This is a genomic window from Rhodopirellula baltica SH 1, assembly GCF_000196115.1.
In the GTDB taxonomy this organism is placed as follows: domain Bacteria; phylum Planctomycetota; class Planctomycetia; order Pirellulales; family Pirellulaceae; genus Rhodopirellula; species Rhodopirellula baltica.
Genome location: NC_005027.1, coordinates 4,492,784 through 4,511,313, shown reverse-complemented (window position 1 = coordinate 4,511,313; position 18,530 = coordinate 4,492,784). Strand labels below are relative to the sequence as shown.

The 18,530-nt window shown below is 56.5% G+C and carries 13 protein-coding genes; 7 read left to right on the top strand and 6 right to left on the bottom strand.

Features of this window, described 5'->3' with window-relative positions; translation table 11 throughout:
- Positions 1-2 precede the first annotated feature (2 nt).
- The 3 genes from RB_RS17255 to RB_RS17245 all read right to left on the bottom strand — a co-directional run bounded on the left by RB_RS17255 (position 3) and on the right by RB_RS17245 (position 5,367).
- Positions 3-1,382, bottom strand: coding sequence for a DUF1501 domain-containing protein (locus RB_RS17255; RefSeq protein WP_164922918.1), 1,380 nt, complete (start codon positions 1,380-1,382; stop codon positions 3-5).
- Positions 1,383-1,406: 24 nt separating this feature from the next.
- Positions 1,407-4,472: a PSD1 and planctomycete cytochrome C domain-containing protein gene (locus RB_RS17250; RefSeq protein WP_011121858.1), complete on the bottom strand. Its 3,066-nt coding sequence runs from the start codon at positions 4,470-4,472 to the stop codon at positions 1,407-1,409.
- Positions 4,473-4,689: 217 nt separating this feature from the next.
- The gene (locus RB_RS17245) at positions 4,690-5,367 is read right to left on the bottom strand and encodes a carboxymuconolactone decarboxylase family protein (RefSeq protein WP_231845728.1); all 678 of its coding nucleotides are present in this window, start codon (positions 5,365-5,367) and stop codon (positions 4,690-4,692) included.
- A 217-nt stretch (positions 5,368-5,584) separates the two neighbouring features.
- On the opposite strand from RB_RS17245, the gene RB_RS17240 reads away from it, so the two are divergent.
- A complete protein-coding gene (locus tag RB_RS17240) occupies positions 5,585-6,835 on the top strand; it encodes an Nramp family divalent metal transporter (protein ID WP_164922917.1) in 1,251 nt (416 codons plus the stop codon).
- A 102-nt stretch (positions 6,836-6,937) separates the two neighbouring features.
- On the top strand, positions 6,938-8,893 hold the full coding sequence (locus tag RB_RS17235; RefSeq protein WP_011121854.1) for a sulfatase-like hydrolase/transferase: 1,956 nt from the start codon (positions 6,938-6,940) through the stop codon (positions 8,891-8,893).
- Positions 8,894-9,003: 110 nt separating this feature from the next.
- On the opposite strand, the gene RB_RS17230 is transcribed toward RB_RS17235, so the two are convergent.
- Positions 9,004-9,429, bottom strand: coding sequence for a hypothetical protein (locus tag RB_RS17230; RefSeq protein WP_164922148.1), 426 nt, complete (start codon positions 9,427-9,429; stop codon positions 9,004-9,006).
- 508 nt (positions 9,430-9,937) lie between these two features.
- On the opposite strand from RB_RS17230, the gene priA reads away from it, so the two are divergent.
- The 3 genes from priA to RB_RS27895 all read left to right on the top strand — a co-directional run bounded on the left by priA (position 9,938) and on the right by RB_RS27895 (position 14,186).
- A complete protein-coding gene (priA, locus tag RB_RS17225) occupies positions 9,938-12,328 on the top strand; it encodes a replication restart helicase PriA (RefSeq protein WP_164922147.1) in 2,391 nt (796 codons plus the stop codon).
- A gap of 227 nt (positions 12,329-12,555) precedes the next feature.
- Positions 12,556-13,182 (top strand): hypothetical protein, encoded by a 627-nt coding sequence (locus RB_RS17220; protein WP_007329482.1) that lies wholly within the window; start codon positions 12,556-12,558, stop codon positions 13,180-13,182.
- On the top strand, positions 13,179-14,186 hold the full coding sequence (locus tag RB_RS27895; protein ID WP_193427740.1) for a hypothetical protein: 1,008 nt from the start codon (positions 13,179-13,181) through the stop codon (positions 14,184-14,186). The genes RB_RS17220 and RB_RS27895 overlap by 4 nt, the downstream gene beginning before the upstream one ends.
- On the opposite strand, the gene RB_RS17210 is transcribed toward RB_RS27895, so the two are convergent.
- On the bottom strand, positions 14,134-15,177 hold the full coding sequence (locus tag RB_RS17210; protein ID WP_164922145.1) for a helix-turn-helix domain-containing protein: 1,044 nt from the start codon (positions 15,175-15,177) through the stop codon (positions 14,134-14,136). The two genes, RB_RS27895 and RB_RS17210, sit on opposite strands and share 53 nt — an antisense overlap.
- A 663-nt stretch (positions 15,178-15,840) precedes the next feature.
- Here RB_RS17210 and RB_RS17200 point away from each other — a divergent pair.
- Positions 15,841-16,614 (top strand): endonuclease/exonuclease/phosphatase family protein, encoded by a 774-nt coding sequence (locus tag RB_RS17200; protein WP_231845727.1) that lies wholly within the window; start codon positions 15,841-15,843, stop codon positions 16,612-16,614.
- A gap of 140 nt (positions 16,615-16,754) precedes the next feature.
- The gene (locus RB_RS17195) at positions 16,755-17,714 is read left to right on the top strand and encodes an SRPBCC family protein (protein ID WP_164922143.1); all 960 of its coding nucleotides are present in this window, start codon (positions 16,755-16,757) and stop codon (positions 17,712-17,714) included.
- Here RB_RS17195 and RB_RS17190 read toward each other — a convergent pair.
- Positions 17,696-18,415, bottom strand: coding sequence for an SIR2 family NAD-dependent protein deacylase (locus tag RB_RS17190; RefSeq protein ID WP_011121842.1), 720 nt, complete (start codon positions 18,413-18,415; stop codon positions 17,696-17,698). The genes RB_RS17195 and RB_RS17190 overlap by 19 nt on opposite strands.
- Positions 18,416-18,530: the final 115 nt, after the last annotated feature.

The window sequence follows — 18,530 nt, the reverse complement described above, 5'->3', positions numbered from 1 at the left end:
GGCTAACTCAGGATACCGTCGACCACATGGGCTTCTTCGACGCCGGTCAGTTTGAAATCCAAGCCTTGGAACTTGTACGTGAAGCGGTTGTGGTCGATCCCGAGCATGTGCAACATCGTTGCGTGGAAATCACGGACGTGGACAGGATCCTTCACCGCGTTGTAGCCGAACTCATCCGTCGCGCCGTAGCTGGTCCCACCCTTGATTCCGCCGCCGGCCAAACAAATTGAGAAGCCCTTGATGTGGTGGTCACGTCCATCGCCTTGGGCCATCGGTGTCCGACCAAATTCACCGCCCCAGACGATCAGGGTGTCGTCCAGCATGCCTCGCTGTTTCAAGTCTTGAATCAGCGCGGCGGAGCCTTGGTCGACGAGTGAACCCGTCTTTTCGGTGCCACGCTTCACACCGCCGTGGTGATCCCAACCGCGATGGTAGAGCTGGATGAAACGCACGCCGCGTTCAGCCAAACGACGCGCCATCAAGCAGTTGCTGCCGAAGGTTCCATCACCAGGAGTGCAGCCATACATCTTTACGATGTGGTCGGGTTCATCGGTCATGTCGGTCAACTCAGGAACCGACGTTTGCATTCGGAAAGCCATCTCATACGCGCTGATGCGTGTTGCGATTTCCGGGTCTTGCAATGTTTCGTTGCGGTGCATGTTGATCCGCGCGACGGCATCGACAATGTCTCGCTGTTGCGAGTGATTGACGCCTGCGGGATTGCCGACGTAGTGGACTGGATTTCCGGACGCATGCAATTGAACCCCTTGCACGCGACTGGGCAGAAAACCTGAGTGCCATTGTCGGGAGCTGATCGGTTGACTTTGGCCACCACCTTCGCTGGTCAAAACGATGAAACCAGGCAAGTCCTGTGTTTCGGCGCCCAGTCCATACAAAACCCAAGACCCCATCGACGGTCGACCACTGATCGCGGTGCCCGTGTTGAAAAAGGTGTGGGCCGGATCATGGTTGATCTGCTCGGTGTGCATGGATTTCACCACACACAAGTCATCCGCCATCTTGGACAGATGCGGCAACACGGATGAAATCTCCAGACCGCTCTTGCCGTGTTTCGCGAACGCGTGCTGAGGCCCCATGACTCGTAGGGCCTTGTTCTGCAACTGCGCAATCGGCTGGCCCTTGGTCAGCGACTCTGGCATCGGCTGACCGTCGAGACGAGCCAGTTCAGGCTTGTAGTCAAACGTCTCCAAGTGGCTTGGGCCACCCGCCATGCAGAGATGGATAACGCGTTTGATGCGAGGTGGGTGGTGAATACCTTCCGATGCCAGCGACGTGCGTTCATTCAGCATCGACGCCAGCGCAACCGATCCAACGCCGGCACGTTTCAAGAACGTTCGCCGGGCGAGATGGTCACTGGTCATAGCGGAGACAATTGCCATGGTGAATCAATACCGGTTGATGGTTTCGTGAAGGTTGAGGATGACTCGAGCGACGCTCGTCCAGGCCGCCCATTCGGCCGGATCCAATGCGGTCGTCGAACTCTGTTCTCCGACGGAAACCAATGCCTTGGCCAAGTCGGGTTCTTGAGCGTAGTGTCGGAGGTGTTCCGTTTGGATGGTGCGAAGCTCTTCCGCAACGACCGCATCGATCGGCCTCGAAACCGCGGTTCGATACGCCCACTCGATGCGTTCATCGACCGTGGTGCCACCCTCACGCATGATTCGGCTGGCGAACATCGTTGCCGCTTCGATGAACGTTGGATCATTCAGGAGTGTGAGGGCCTGCAACGGGGTGTTGGATCGCGCCCGGATCGCGGTGCATTCTTCGCGGCTGGGTGCGTCGAAGGCTTTCAGCATCGGATGCAGGAAAGTCCGTTGCCAGTGCGTGTAAACGCCGCGTCGATATTGGTTGTCGCCTTGATCCGGGACGTAATTTCGTCTCGGAAAGTTCAGCTGACTGTAGTAACCCTCGGGCTGATACGGTTTCACGCTCGGCCCACCGATTTCCTCGACCAGCAATCCGCTGATCATCAACGCCGTGTCGCGAACCATTTCGGCACTGACTCGAAACCGCCCCTGCCGCGCGAACAATTCGTTGAACGGATCAAGTGCATTCAATTCGGGCGAACCATTGGAGGCTTGACGATAGGTGGCGCTCATCGCGATTTGTTTTAGAAGATGCTGAATGTCCCAACCGGATTCGATGAATTCCACGGCCAAGTGATCCAGCAATTCGGGGTGACTCGGGAAGGTGCCCTGTCCACCCAGGTCATCGACGCTGGAGCAGATCCCTCGTCCAAACATCAAGTACCAAAGACGGTTCACCATCGTCCGAGCTGTCAGAACGTTTTCGCTGTCACAAAGCCAGTTGGCCAGGTCCAAACGGGTGGCGCGTCGATTGCTGGTTTGGAGTGTGCCCAAGAATTCGGGGATGGCGGGCTGGACGATTTCCCCTGACTCATCCATCCAATTTCCGCGGTCAAGGATTCGTATCTCGCGTGGCGCAACGGCTCGTGAGATGACCATGGTTGGAATGGAATTCTCAAACTCAGACACCTGTGTTCGAGCCCGCTTCAACTCTTTCGCTTGCTGTGTGATCAACGGTTCATGCTCGACGAAGTAGTCGCGCAGTTGTTTGATCTGATTTTTCGTCCGCGCTTTCACATCAGCCAGCAGAGCAGCTCGGATTTCGCTGGGGAAACCGTCTGTTTCATTCCAGCCCGCTTGGTCCCAGTGGACGATGCCATCGAACTGGGTGAACGCCATTCCATGAACCGTCTTGCCAGGTGCAAATCCGACGTCGTCGGCCGCCACACTCAGGCGGATCCATTTTCCAGTCTCGGGCAAATCTCCCATGCGTTTGTGTCCATGCCAGCTTTGAGGCTTGGCACCAAACCCAACCTTGTCGTCTCCCCAGAATGCTCGGTGGTCCCAGCCGCTTGAATTATCTGGTCCGCCGTGCCACTGCAACATGATTGTTTTGGGTGGTGACTGAGGATCAAGGTAGACCCACGCAAACAACTCCGTGCCAGCTTTGACTTCGATGGGTTCTTTCGCGTTAGTGAACAGGTGCTGAACAACTCCCTTGCCGGTCTGTCGCCGCGAAGTCTCTCCGCTGTGCACCGGATGTTGATCGGCGGTCACATGATTCCATTCGCCCGACTTGGATCCACCTGCTGCCAATTGGTCATCGACCCAAGTGTGTTCTTCGGTTCGGAATTTGGATTGGTTGATTGATTCAATCGCCTGAGCTTCCCATTCAGGCAGAAACGCCAATTGCTTTTGGGTGATCGATTCGAGATTGGCTTCGGCTTCCGCCACTTTCAGTCGCAAGGCATCGAGTTGGGCCTGCTGTTCTTCATTGGGAACTGGGATCTGTGGAGGCCGTTCACGTTGTGAATACTTGCCCCTTTCTTCGATGTCAGCGAAGAACGCACCGAGAGAATAGAAATCCTTTGCGGTGTAAGGGTCATACTTGTGATCATGACACTGGGCGCACCCAACCGTTGCCCCCATGAAAACCTGGGACACGTTTCGAACACGATCGGCAAAGTAGATCGAAAGGTATTCCTTGGGTTGCGCGCCACCCTCTTCCGTTGTTTGATTCAAACGGTTGTATCCCGAGGCAACCAATTGATCGATCGTGGGATTAGGAAGCAGGTCACCGGCGAGTTGCTCGCGAACGAACTGGTCGTACGGCATGTTGCTGTTGAACGCGTCGATCACGTAGTCACGATACGGTGAATGTGAAACGTTTTGATCGCCGTGGTATCCCACCGTGTCGGCGTATCGCACCAAGTCCAGCCAATAGATCGCCATGCGTTCGCCAAAACGACTTGACGATAGCAGGCGATCGATGAGTCGTTCATAGCTTTCGTTGCTGTTGTCTTGCTTGAACGCTTCCACTTCTTCGGGGGTCGGTGGAAGGCCAGTCAAATCAAATGACAACCGACGAATCAATGTGGTCGGGTCCGCTTGCGGCGATGGGGTCACCGAGGCGTCTTGCAGTCGGCGTGCCACAAACTGATCGATCCAGTTTTCTCCCCATGTTGTGTTCACGGAAGACGGGACCCCATTGCGGGGCAAAGGGGTGTAGGCCCAGTGAGGTTCGTATGGTGCCCCCTCTTGGATCCATCGACGTACCAAGTCGATCTCGGCGTCGCTGAGGGGTTTATGCAGTTCCGACGGAGGCATGACGAGGTCGTCATCATCGGACGTGATCCGCAAAAAAATCTCGCTCGATTCCGCGTCCCCGGGAACAATCGCACCACCCTCCAACGCCGCTTCGCGAACGTCCAATCGCAGCCCAGCTTCGACCGTGTTTGCATCGAGTCCGTGACAAGCGAAACAGCGGTCCGTCAGAATCGGTCGGATGTCTCGATTGAACGAGAGTGGACGATTGGTCGCGGGAACAGTGATTTGAGCCGTATCGCTCGGTTCGGCCGAAACAACTCTTTCTACAAAACCGACCGCGAAAGCGATGGTCAGTAGCAGGCCAAGGAGGGAACGCATTCAAGAAATCCGAATGGTTGGGTGGGGAGGGAGTCGGCGAGTCGGGGACGCATCGCCGCAATCACGACCTTGCGATTGAAGTAGTGTAAACGAAAGGGGCAAAAATCTCTTGAGTGCTTCCATGGCGGCGAGTCGCATGCCCCCGCTTTGGAGGTTCGTTCCATGGAATCAGCACTTCCCATCGTTTCGCCTGCGTTCGAAGTGCGAGGGCGTGCTCTCAGCCGTGCTTGCCGATTTCCCATCCAGACGCCGACAGATGCTGGTTGGCAAAGGCGGCGGATTCGGGTTCCAACGTCGTGGCGAAAGTGTCGTTCCACCGATTCAGGAAACCGAACAAAGCGATTGTTGCCCCAAGTTCGACAATCTGGTCTTCGGTGTAGTGCTTTCGAAGATCGGCAAAGTGATCGGCGGTGACGCCGTTGGGATGCGAACCGGCCGCCAAAGCGAACCGCAACGCCGACTTTTCGGCTTCGTCGAACAAGTCGCTGCGATCAAACTCCCAAACGGCTTCCAGTTTCTCGATCGGCACGCCTTGATCGCGTGCTTCGCCGATCGTGTGGGCCTGGCAATACCGGCAACCCGCAGCACCGCTGGTGACATGGGCGACCAGGTTCTTGAGAGCCAGCGGCAACCGATCTTTTGATCGCATGTTCCGAAGCGACCAAATCACGTTTTTGATCACCAATCGAATGCCCAACCAAATGGGCGACTTCGCGTCAGACGGCTGACCCAAAATATTGCCCACCATCAAGGTGAAGCTACTCAGGATCGCGGGTTGGCGAGCCATCGTTCGCATCGAATTGGGGACGAACCCGAGATGCGATTTGGTCAGCCGAAAAACCAACTCGACCTCTCGAGCCTCCGCATCGGTGAGGGGTTTCAATCCAGTGGTCATGAGGACTTCGCTTGGGTGGGTGATTGGCGGTCGGAGAATCAGGGCGGCTGCGCAAAAATTCCAAACGCGTTGGTTCGCGTTGGAATCATCGTTGTTTGCGATTGTGGTGGCCGAAGTATGAACCAGTTCAGACCTCGAAGGCATCACGGGGTAACCGCTGCTTGAGTGATGCGAGTTCATTGAGACGGGGTCGATGTCATTCGCTACCTTAGCGGGCATGAAGCTTCCCAAGTTCTTTCGTCGTTTCGGTCCCGGACTGCTGGTCACGGCAGCGTTCATCGGTCCGGGCACCGTCACCAAAGCCACAACCGCAGGTGCCAACTTTGGTCACACGCTGCTTTGGGCCATTGGTTTTTCTGTGATCGCAACGATCGTCTTTCAAGAAATGGCGTCGCGATTGGGAATCGTCACCGGTCGCGGTTTGGGAGAAGCGATTCGTCCAACCATCCCCAACGCGTTGGCTCGGGGATTGGCCATTGTCTTGGTCGTCTCGGCGATCATCGTCGGAAACGCTGCCTACCAAGCAGGCAATATCGCCGGTGCCGCCGTGGGCGTTGCAGCCGCCACGGGAATGCAGCATCAAACTCTCGTGTCGATCGTGATCGGCTTGACAGCATGGTGCATCCTGATGATCGGTCACTACCGATCGCTTCAGCGGATTTTGGTTGCGTTGGTGGTGACGATGAGCTGCGTGTTTTTGTTGACCGCGCTGAGTGTTCCAATCGACTGGCGGTCGATCGCGCTGGGATGGATCCAACCGACCATCCCCGATGGCGGATTGAAAGAAGTCCTCGCGATCATCGGCACGACGGTCGTGCCGTACAACTTGTTCCTTCACGCCACCGCATCGGCTGAGAAATGGTCGAGCGATAAGAAGGAACCCGTCAGTGACGAAAACATCCGCGACGCGATTCAGCACAGCCGCGGTGACACGATCCTTAGCGTGGGGTTGGGCGGGTTGGTGACCGCGGCTGTGATGGCAACGGCGACCGCCGCTTTCTTTCAGAGCAACACGGGATTCACGAACCTTGCCGATGCCGCTCGGCAGCTTGAACCGTTGCTTGGCAACCATGCACGATGGCTGTTCGGTGTGGGGCTGTTCGCTGCAGGATTGACCAGCACCATCACCGCTCCTTTAGCCGCCGCTTACGCCGCCGCCGGTTGCTTTGGCTGGCCCATTGACTTGAAGGATTGGCGGCTACGGACTGTCTTTACCACCGTGATTGTTTTTGGCACCTCGTTCGCGGCCAGCGGTTCAAAGCCCACGGACATCATCACGTTTGCTCAGATCGCGAACGGATTGTTGTTGCCTCTGTTAGCCATCTTCTTGCTCGCGGTCATGAACAACGCGGCGCTGCTCGGCAAGCACCGCAACCACTGGATCGCCAACACGCTCGGCGTGCTCACGGTGGTCGTCGTCAGTGTTCTTGGATTGCGTAGCCTCGTCAGCGTTTCCTTCGCGGGATGATTCTTCGCGATTCGACCGCTTCAACTCGCTCGCTTGAGGGCGCTGCTGTAGCTACGATGCAGAACCCCGCATTCCCTCCCTCCGAGACAAAGAGCCAACTCCATGTGGCAGGCAGCCATTCGACGATTCCAAGACGCACGTGTGCCGATGATGGTCGCACTCTTGTTGACGGCAATGTCCTTGTTCCAGACGGTTGAAGCCGGCGACCGCCCCAACATTCTTTGGCTCTCCGCAGAAGATATCAGTCCTCACATCGGTTGCTATGGTGATCCGCACGCCATCACGCCACGCATCGATCAGCTCGCCAGTGAAGGCATTCGATACTCCAACGCGTTCACCACGGCCGGTGTTTGTGCCCCGTGTCGCAGCGGGATCATCACCGGGATGTACCAAACGACTTTGGGGACGCAGCACATGCGTTGCCAAGCGAAACTCCCAGAGAGCATTCGACCGTTCTCAACGTATTTGCGTGAATCGGGATACTTCTGCACCAACAACTCCAAGCAGGATTATCAGTTCGAGACTCCGAAAGGTTCATGGGACCAATCATCCAGCAAGGCTCACTGGCGGGATCGACCGGACCAGGACACGCCCTTTTTCTCTGTCTTCAACTTCACGGGCTGCCACGAGTCCGGAATCGAGAACGATGCGAAATACAAGTCCGTGACCAAAGGCCTCTCCGAACGTGAACGGCAAGACGCTTCCAAACTCTCGACGTTCCCGCCGTACTATCCAGACACGCCGGCCGCTCGAGAAGACTGGAAACGCAACTACGAACTGATCACAGCGCTCGATCATTGGGTGGGCGGGTTGCTTGACCAACTCAATGCCGACGGATTGGACGAAGACACGATCGTGTTCTTTTGGTCCGACCATGGCGTTGGGCTCCCGCGAGCGAAGCGTTGGCTCTACGACTCGGGAACGCACATCCCGTTGGTCATCCGCATGCCGGCTCAGTTCCGATCCACTGACAACGTCGCTGGGGTCGTCGATGACCGCTTGGTGAGCTCGATCGACTTTGGTCCCACCGTCTTGAACCTGGCCGGGCTGGATGTTCCAGAGCCCATGCAAGGCAAGCCATTTCTGACCAGTCCCTTGAGCAAGCTAGCGGCTGCCGACCGGGACTACGTGTACGGTGCTCGCGACCGGATGGACGAACGTTACGACATCATTCGGATGGTGCGTGATCAACGATACAAGTACATCCGCAACTACGAACCATTGAAGCCCTACTTTCAATACATGAACACGCCCGAAAAGGGGCAGACGATGCGGTCGATTCGCGAGGCGGAACAGGCCGGGACGTTGCCAGAGGCAGCCATGCCTTTCTTCCGCGGAACGAAACCCACCGAAGAACTTTATGACCTCGAGAATGATTCCCATGAGATCCATAATCTCGCGTCGTCTTCTGACCACACGGAGGTGCTCCATCGCATGCGTGCGGCGCACGAACAGTGGGTGACCCGCACCAAGGACTTGGGGCTCATCCCAGAGCCGATCCTCGCCGAACGCGCCAGCGAACTGGGAAGTCAGTATGCCGTCCTGAGACAATCGGACGACAGTGAGCTTGCGAATCGTGTTGCCGCAGCAGCTCTCGCGGCATCCGAGGGTCCTAGAGCGTTGCCAGAAATGCGATCCGCACTCGATGACATCGATTCGGCGGTGCGTTATTGGGGCGCGACTGGGATCGGCAACGTTTTCGCTCGCGGCGAGATCGACAAGCTCCCGTATTTGATGGATCTGCAAGAACGGCTTGCCGACGAATCCGTGACGGTACGAGTCGCAGCGGCCCGGGCGCTTTGCCATTCCGGTGATCCTGAAGCCACGAGCAAGGCCCTTTCAGTGCTGGCGGAGGCATTGGCGGACGGTGCCCAGTGGGAGCGACTGCAAGCCGCCATCGTGCTGGACGAGATTGATGAGAAAGCGTTGCCGGTCATCGATTCGATGCAAGATGCACTCGAGCCAAGGCAAGAGTTCTACGTCGATGGCAAGTACACCGTCCGCGTGATCAACCGCGCCCTGAATGAACTGAACGGCACGAACCACACGGTTAAATAGCAGGATGGCTCCGGAGGAGCCTGCGTTCATAGCTCGGGGTCGAAGCCCCGAGAGGACGATTCAACAACCATCCAGCCGCCCCGGATGGGGCCGTCGAAATGTATCTCACGTCACGTGGGTTGCGGTCGCGTTGCTCTCGCGAGAGTTCCACCCAGGTATCCCATTGGCAAGTACGCTCCGACCAAGTCCAGAACGATGAACCAGAGCGGGCCTCCGAACGTCATGGCCATCGTGATGCCGCCCAGTAGAAAGAACACGCCAATGCCAAGTGCAAACTTCATCTTGTGACTTGCAGCGATCTTGGCGGCAACGAATGCGCCGACGAGCGTGCCGAACGCGTGAGCCAGCCAAGGTGCGAAGAAGTTGGCTGGTTTGAGAAGTTTGAGGTTCTCGGCGAATTGGTCCATGTCCGACATGTCCACGCCGTCGGGGAGCGGAATCAGGATCGGACCGATGGTGACAATCGCCATGTTGAGCACGCTGCCGAGGAAGAGACCTGCGACGACTGCCAGAATGTTTCTCAGAATCGTGGGCACTGAGCGGCTCCGTGGATGCATTGGGCTGGGGCGATGTTCTGTCAACGCATGGCTTTCAGAGAGCCAGTGTAATGGCTCGATGGAATTCGGATGGCATGGTGGAGCTGCCCCGATTGGAGGTCGTGGTTTTGTGCCATGCGAATTGTCGTACTCGAATTGTCGTACACAACGAGGGTCAACGTGTTTCCACGCCCAGGTTCTTTGACCCTGTGGGGGGCAGTTTGGTGAGGTCGTCTTCGTTCCGGGTGTGCGTTTCGCGACCCCCGGTTACCGTCTTTTGCCGCTCCGCGGTGGCTTCCGAGACGACGACCCCGACCGAGGCGGATTGGTACGAGTGGCTCCGGAGGAGTCTGCGTCAGTAGCTCGGGGTGGAAGCTCCGAGAAAGAGAAGGCGATTCGGGGCGGGGCAGGGCAGGGCAGTTAAGGCGTGTGACCAGACGTGTCACGGGGTGGGCGATGATGGATGGGTTATCTTGCGCCCGCCGGGAAGAAAAGGAGCTCACACGTTATGTTGTCTGATTCATCGTTGTCCAATCTGGGCGATCCGACTCTGAACTTTCCTCCTTTTGCCGCCGCACCCGTGCCCGCTGACTCGTCCTCGTCCGAACCGACCCAGAACGAATTGTTTGAAACCGATCCTCCCCCGTGGGAGTTGACGGTTGGCGAAGACGTTCAGCTTGCGTCGATCGTGTTCGCTCGATCGCCGCACGGGCCTTACGACTACCGAATCCCGGATGACTTGCTGGATGTCCTGCGTCCCGGGATGCGTGTGGGTGTGCCGCTGGGGCATCGTAAAAAGCCGACCCCCGGTTGGTGCGTGTCGATCAAAACCGGCAACGCGGCGCAGAAAAAACTTCGGGACGTGTCCGAGGTCATCGATGACGAACCGCTGTGCGATGCGGCCCTGGTTCGGTTGGTGATGTTCATCGCTCATTACTACCAAGTCCCCGCTGGCCAAGTCTTTGACACGCTGATCCCCGCCAGCGTTCGCGACAACGCGGGCACGCGGAAAACGACTTACTTCCGACCGGCACCGGGGCTGACCGAAGAGCAAATTGCCAAGTTGCCATCCAAGCAACAGTCGGCGATGCGGTTCTTGATCGCTCAAGATCGACCGATGACCGCGGCGGAAATCGCGATCATGGCCGAGTGCACCGAAGACCCGATTCGGCGGTTGCGGAAGAAAGAGTTGTTGGTGCCAGAGGTCCGACGAGAACTCAGTCAAAACATCCGCATTCGGGCTCAGGCCAACGATGGCGAAACCAGAAAAACGCATGACTTGACGGCGCAACAAGAGAACGCGTTGTCTCGTATCAATTCGGCCGTCGACAGCGGACGCGGCAGGACGTTGTTGCTGCACGGCGTGACCGGCAGTGGCAAAACGGAGGTCTACATCCAGGCGATTGAACACGTCGTCAAACAAGCCGGATCGGCGATCGTGTTGGTGCCCGAGATCAGCCTCACACCACAGACCCGTGGACGATTCGAAGATCGTTTCCAGAACGTCGCGGTGTTGCACAGCCAAATGTCCGCGTCGGAGCGTCACTTTCACTGGCAGCGGATTCGTCGGGGTGAGGTCCAAGTTGTCATCGGGCCACGCAGTGCCGTGTTTGCACCGCTGCCAAACCTGGGGCTGATCGTGATCGACGAGGAACACGACACCTCATTCAAGCAGGACAAGCAGCCTCGTTATCACGCTCGCAAGGTGGCCCATGCTCGCGCGATGGCGCTTGGCATTCCGTTGGTGTTGGGTTCGGCGACGCCGTCGATGGAAGCTTGGCATGCGACGCAAACCGGGCATGCGGAACTGGTCACGATGTCGGAGCGCGTCGGCAATCGCCCGATGCCCGATGTCCAACTGGTGGACTTGCGAGTCAAGGAAGAACGCGGCAAAGGCGGCGCGATCAGCCGACCGTTGCACGCTGCGGTGCTGGAAACGCTGAAAGAAAAAGGGCAAGCGATTCTGTTGCTCAACCGTCGTGGTTACGCGACGACGATCCAGTGTCCCGCATGCGGCACCGTGTGCGCTTGCCCGGATTGTGACATGCCGCTGACTCACCACCGCGATGGCGGCAAGGCGATGTGCCATTACTGCGATTACACGATCCCGACGCCGCCTTGGTGTCCCGCGTGCCGGTTCGATGGGATGCGTTATGGAGGCCTTGGCACGCAGCGTTTGGAGATGGAAGCGAAGGCACGCTTCCCGGATGCTCGCATCGCTCGAATGGACAGTGACACGATGAAGCGTGCCGGCAGCCACCAACGGGTGCTGTCGGAGTTCCGTGCGGGCGAGATCGATGTGTTGCTTGGCACGCAGATGATCGCGAAAGGGTTGGACTTTCCCAACGTGTTGTTGGTCGGCGTGATCAACGCGGACTCGGCGTTGCACTTCCCTGACTTTCGCGCTGCCGAACGAACGTTCCAGTTGGTGACCCAGGTCGCTGGTCGAACCGGACGCGGCGATCGCGGTGGCCGAGTGATCGTGCAAACGTTCACACCGGAGCACCCCGCGATTCAAGCCGCGGCGAGGCACGACTATTTGAAGTTCGTCGAAGACGAAATGGTCAACCGCAAGAAGTTCAACTACCCGCCGCTGGGCAGTGTGGCTCGGATCATCATTCGCGGTCCCCTGGAAGACAAAACTGAATCGGTGGCCGATGCGATTGTCGACCGCTTGGAGAAAGCACGCGATCTACTCAAGGCAGAGGTCCGCATTCTTGGACCGGCACCACCACCGATCGTCAAAATCAGTGGCAAGTATCGATTCCACTTGTTGTTGCAAGCCACCGAAGCGGCGGTTGTCGGCGAAGTCATCCGGCGAGGGTTGGCAGATTTTAAAGTCGATCCGAAAGAAGAAATCGAGTTCCTCGTCGATATCGATCCCGTCAATTTGATGTGATGAATCGAAAACAAATGAGCATTTCGATTGTCGAATCACGCAATCGGCGAGCTTTATGGCGATCACTGATTCGATATGCTTTTGCGTTCGACCGCATGCGCAAATCAAGACTTTCTAATTTTCACATTGCTGAATGCTTCCGAGGGGTGCTACTGACACAAGTTGTTGAACTTCCTTCGGCTGAGGGGAGGAGTCTGCAACTCTCCTGAATAATTTGGAACCGACACATGGATGTGTTGCATTGTTTTGGAACGGCCGATCCGCTGTTCGATGTGGTTCAAGAAATTCGTCGTGATGGATCCGAGCAAACCCTCTACCACTACGACGAATACAGCAACCATTACATCTTGAAGTGGCAAGGTCAGCCGCTTGGCACATTGACGATGTTGGCCGCCGCAAATGGCCGGTTGGATTGCGAAGACCATTACCCAACGGTCTTGTTGGACCAGCATGGCGACGAATTATTTGCTTCTTGCAAATTGCGGATTCGTCGTGGGCCGAGCACTCCCATTGCGGCGCTTCGAACGCTGGTGCGAGGTTCATGGGCGCATCAGTTGGCCAACGGGAAGCGGATCTCAATTGCGAACGCTGATGTTCGTATGAAAGCTTTCTATCGGCGGATGGGATTCACTTACCTGCCGGGCTTTGATTTTATCCATCCAGAATTGAAAACGCAGAGCATCGTGTTGCTGATGGCGGCGGATGCGAGGGGGCGTTCGTATTGCCAGGACATGTTTGCAGAGCTTGCCAAACAATCCGATCAGCCGGCACTCGTTGAGATGTGTTGCGGTTCGTTTGGCGAAACAGGCTCGCGACCACGGGTCGGCTCACTTGGATTGGCGGCGGTAGCATGAACGGCAAAATCCTTTCCTATTCAGCTGGTTCCACCTCGTTGGACCCCTTTAAGTTTCGCGTCATCGACAGCCAGAAACCGACGGACAAAATGAAACGTCTGGCGACCATCTTCCCGGACCTTCAACCATTTTTTGTCGATCCGTCTCAGTCATTGGTGGTGGATGCTTATCCGGCGGCGTTGGGTGGCATGGAAGCGATGACTCGTGTCATCACTTATCTGCATCCACCAACCTGCATTCGTGCTTTGCGTTTGGCGGCGGCAGAGAATCGGCGGGTGGTGTTCATCGCTCAGCCTTTGGCGGGAGCTGACTTATTATTGCAGGCCATGGAAACTCAAATGGATTGGCCAACCGAGTTGCTCTGGGCAACAGGCGGCTACCCCTTGCCGGCTTCTTTGGAAAGAAGTGTCGAAGCTTGGTTGGCAAATCGTGGTTGCCGGCTCACGGTCTTGCAGGCTTACGGGGTCGCTGAGCTGGATCACACGCTGATGGCGTCGATGCATCGTGGTTCCGATTCTCATCCCATCTATCAATTGATCGATCCACGATTGGAATTGGATTCATTTGAAGATGGTTGTTCATTGAACAAACACGTTCGGTTCCAAGGGATCAGAACGGCCAACCAGGATCGCATCGAATCATGCGGCAGTGGCTATCGAATCCACGGCAACCCATCGTTGTATGGTGACGGTGCTCTTCGATGGCTCGAGAAATGGCAACCGAATGACTGGTGGAATTGCACCGGCTATTTGAGCGATCGTGACGGTGCCATTGCGTTGCAGCAGCGTCGCGGACGAACCACGAACGCTGAGGTTTCGATTAATTGTTTGAGCTTACCGGCGATGGCTTCGTTGCCGCGTGGAGTTGCCTGTTTGCCGGTTGAACACTTTGACTTCATGTCAGACGATGGCATGTCTTGGATGGAAAAGCCAAAGTGGAATCCGGCAGCGTTCAAGCAGCTTGACGCGAAATCGATCGCTCGGCGGGCCGCTGCAGTCGCTTGACCATCGACAGTAGGTTTCGAATCATTCGACGGCGAAGGCCAGCCTTGTCGACGGATTTGATCAACATCGCGAAGTGCTTGAATGTGGCCCAGTTGGAGTATTCTTCTTTGGCCAGTATTCGTGGGTCTTCTCCGAACCAGTAGATCGGGTAACTGAATTCGGGTTCTTTGGTTGGTTCTGGGATGAAGCCGATCGTACCCAATCTGCGTTCGTTCAACGGACTGGCCGAAAACGAAACCATCTCGAAGTCGGATTGATTGGGTGACTGCGCCAATGATGCGACTTGGTTGAACGTGATGAGGCTGAGCGATTTGGTGACTTGGTACCATGGGCGGCGACACTGCTTGGTGAATTCGGTGACCGAATCGAGAAGCAAGTACTGGGATTGATCCGCTAAGTCGTCAGCAGAGATATCGAGCCAGGCCAATTTTCCATCGCGGAATGCATGGAAGGACTCGGCCGTCAGCGGCAGCACAATGCTGACTCCACCGACAGTGTCTTCGAAGCGGTCCAAGCGAATGCACTCTGGGTTTCTGCGCCATAGATCGACGTACCGTTGTTCGTACCGAAAGTAGACCTCATCGATCGCTGAGTTCTTCTGCAACGCTTGTTGCTGGTCGTGGGACGTGCCCCATTTTTGAATCTGAACGCTGAAGTTCTCTCGCAGTTGTCGGACAACCTCAATGACGTCGGCTTCGTTACGGCACATGCTGCCTTCGTCGAAGCCGCGATTGCTTCGGAACTTGTCTGCGACGGACCAAGGGAGTTCCGCGAAACCATCTTGGCCCGTGCCGGGATCGATTCGGACCAATTGGTCCGCTTGCATTCCCAATGCACCGGCGATGCGCCGCATCGTACCGATCGAAACGTTCTGACCGGATTCGGCGAATTGGACGGTCCGAGATGAGACACCTGCCCGCATCGCAAGCTGCAACTGGGACAACCCTAAACTTTGGCGAGCTTGCTTGAGTTGAGCGTTGGCCTGAGCCATTCCAAAACCTATTTTTCTTGTTAAAAACGAAGCCGTTTGCGCCAACTTTGCGCATCAGGAATCCTGACGGCAGCTAACGTTTGATTGCCAGTCGCTCCATCCGAGGCGAATCGTCATTCGCAATGCGATTACGGGGCATCGTCTCGCATGTGAGCGACTGGCTTTCAGAGCTCCCTGCTAACTGGCCAGCGGAGGGGGGCAACGGCCGTCGCGTGGAGCCTTCAGTGTAACTTGGCTGACCTGCGAATCGAAGCCTATTCAATTGCTCTCGCGTCTTCAATGCTCCGATTGATCTCTCACCGGTCCCAATTTTCGGGCTGGTGCGGGATTTTCTGCGATCGCCAATTTTGGATTGAGCATCGCGACTGCTCTGTAGAGAACAAAGCGTCATCTTCGTTGGTGCTCCTCTTCAGCCCGATGCAACGCAAGTCAACGTCGGCAGTCAAGACGCCGGCAGTGAAGACGCCGCAGCGGTCGGTGGATTTCGGTATCGTTCCGAAGTAACCTCCGCCTGAAAAGTCTTGGTGAGTCCAAACCGGACGACGCACCGTCGCAGCCGTCTCGGACGGCTTGCTTTTTGAATCAAACAACGTGCATTGGATGTTGATTTTGTTCGTCAGGAAAATGCTCTTCCTCGCAATTGCTTTTGCATCGTTTGCCTTCATGTTGCGCTCGCCGCTTGTGCTTGCTCAAGAACAAGAAACAAACTCAACGATCCGGTTGAGAGTTCTGAGCTACAACATTCACCACGGTCGGGGAACCGACGGGAAAATTGATCTGGATCGTTTGGCGAACGTCATCCGATCGGTGGATCCTGATTTGGTAGCGGTCCAAGAAGTGGATCAAAACACCCGTCGAAACGGGATGGTCAATCAAGTCGAAACGCTTGCCGTCCAAACCAGTCTGCACGGAAAATTCGCGAAGCAAATCGACTATGACGGCGGCGAATATGGGCAAGCGGTGCTATCAAAGTACCCCATCGAATCGCTCGAAGTGCATTGGTTACCCGGTGATCCCATTCGGGAACGCCGGATTGTCGGGGTGGCAGAAATTTTGATTCACAAAACTCGGCTGCGTTTCGCGACGACGCATCTGCATCACTCGCGTGCTGATTTGCGGGAAAAGCAGGCCACTGAACTCAATCGGCTCCTGGCCTGCGGAAGCACCCCGGTCATCATTGCGGGTGACTTCAATGCGAAACCGGCCTCACTTGCCATGCAAACACTGCAAGCGAAATGGCGGATCGCGACAACTGAATCAATGCACACCTTCCCCGCCCGATCGCCCAACCGACAACTCGACTATGTTGCGATGTACCCCGCCAACTCCTGGCGAATCGTCGAATCGGAGGTTCTGGACGAGCCGGTCGCTTCGGATCACCGACCGTTGCTGGTCGAGATTGAATTGGAAACGCACTCTGGTTCGCTTCCCAAATAAGGGGCGTTCAATCGGGGGGGGCAGGGTTGTTGGCGTGCGTTTGCGAGAAAGTGAAAACTTCTATCGTAATGCTGTTACTAGGCGAGTTTGCTAGGATATCCGCCTCGGTACGTCAGTCACCCTGTAGGGATGAATTCACCATGCCCGCGTTTCATATTCAACGTTCCCAAACCATCGACGCTGATACACGCGATGTTTATGACGCGGTCAGGGACTATTCGACTTGGACTCGCTGGTCGCCTTGGTTGCAAGTCGATCCCGATGCGGAAGTGACCGTCAGCGATCCGTCGAATGAGTTGGGGGCGACGTATCACTGGAAGGGTGAATTGGTCGGCGAAGGTTCGATGACCCATCGCCAACTTCAGGCTCCGAAGAGTTTGTCAGCAAATGCATCGGTGCAAGCCGATTTGGCGTTCGTCAAACCGTTCAAGTCACAGTCAAAGGTGGAGTTCGAAATCGAACCGGTGATGACGGATGGTCGACCGGGATCCAAGATCACCTGGCACATGCGAGGCAAGTTGCCGTGGTTCTTGTTTTGGATGCGATCGATGATGGAAACGTTCGTGGGCATGGACTACGAACGTGGGTTGCTGATGTTCAAACAGTTCGTTGAAACCGGCGAAGTGCTTTCGAAGTTGGAGATCAAAGGTGTGGTCAGCGAGCCCGATCGCATGATCATCGGTCAGCGTGGCGGTTGCACGATGGACGACATTGGTTGTCACATGGCCGCGACGTTGGAACGAGTCAAGTCACACTACAACGCGGACGACGAACGCGTTCACGAATGGGCCAGCCTCTATCACACGACCTCGGATCTTCGCAAACGATGGTTCGATTACACGGCCGGTTATTTGGCCGATGCGGGCACGCCGGTGCCGGATGGCTGCGTTGCGGACACGGTTCCGGCCGGCAAGTTTTTATTGGTCCGGCACATCGGTGAGTACGCGCATCTTGGCAACGCGTGGTCAGGCGGGATTCAATACATCCGATACAAGAAACTGAAGATGGCCAAGGCGATCGGATGTGAGGTGTATCGCAACGATCCAGAAACGACCGAAACCAAAGATCTGATCACAGACGTTTACATCGCGCTGAAGTGATTCAGTAGCTTCGGGATTTCGACACTGGCCGCACCGCGAATGGTTTCATCGAATGCACTCGACGCGGGCGTGTCATCCAGGTTGACTTCGATGCGGCGGCAGTGCGGTGGCGTTTGAGCCACGATGCCGGCGGCGGGATAGACGACACCCGATGTTCCGATGGCGATGAACAGATCGGCTTTCGTCGCGGCCTTCTCAATTTGTGTCAGTCCGATCGGCATCTCGCCAAACCAGACGACATTGGGACGCAAGCAGCCTCGCATGGAATCGTCGTCGGGAGCTTCCGGGTGCGGCGTGTCGACGCTCAGGTCACCGGTCCAGTCGAAGATCTCTTCGGAATACACGCAGCGAACTTGCAGCAATTGACCGTGCATCGCCAGCACGTTTTGGCTGCCAGCACGTTGGTGGAGGTTGTCGATGTTCTGCGTCACCAACAGGAAATCGCCGCGTCCATTTTCAAGATGTTCGCGTTCGAAATCGGCCAGCGCGACGTGCGCTGCGTTGGGTTGAATCTCGGGGTTCAGTAGCGCCCGTCGGCGCTGATTGTAGAACTCGTGCACCAAATTGGGATTGCGAGCGAAACCCTGGGGTGTGGCGACTTCTTCAACGGCGTGCCCTTCCCACAAGCCGTTAGCGTCGCGGAAGGTGGGAATACCGGATTCCGCAGAGATTCCGGCACCGGTGAGAATGAGAACGTTCATGGCAACGATGGAAAAGATTCAAAACCTGTGGCACGGTGGTCCCCACCGTGAATTCAAGCGTTCGGCCGCATGGTGACCAAGCATCACGGACCTAACAGGCTGTTGATTTAGTCGC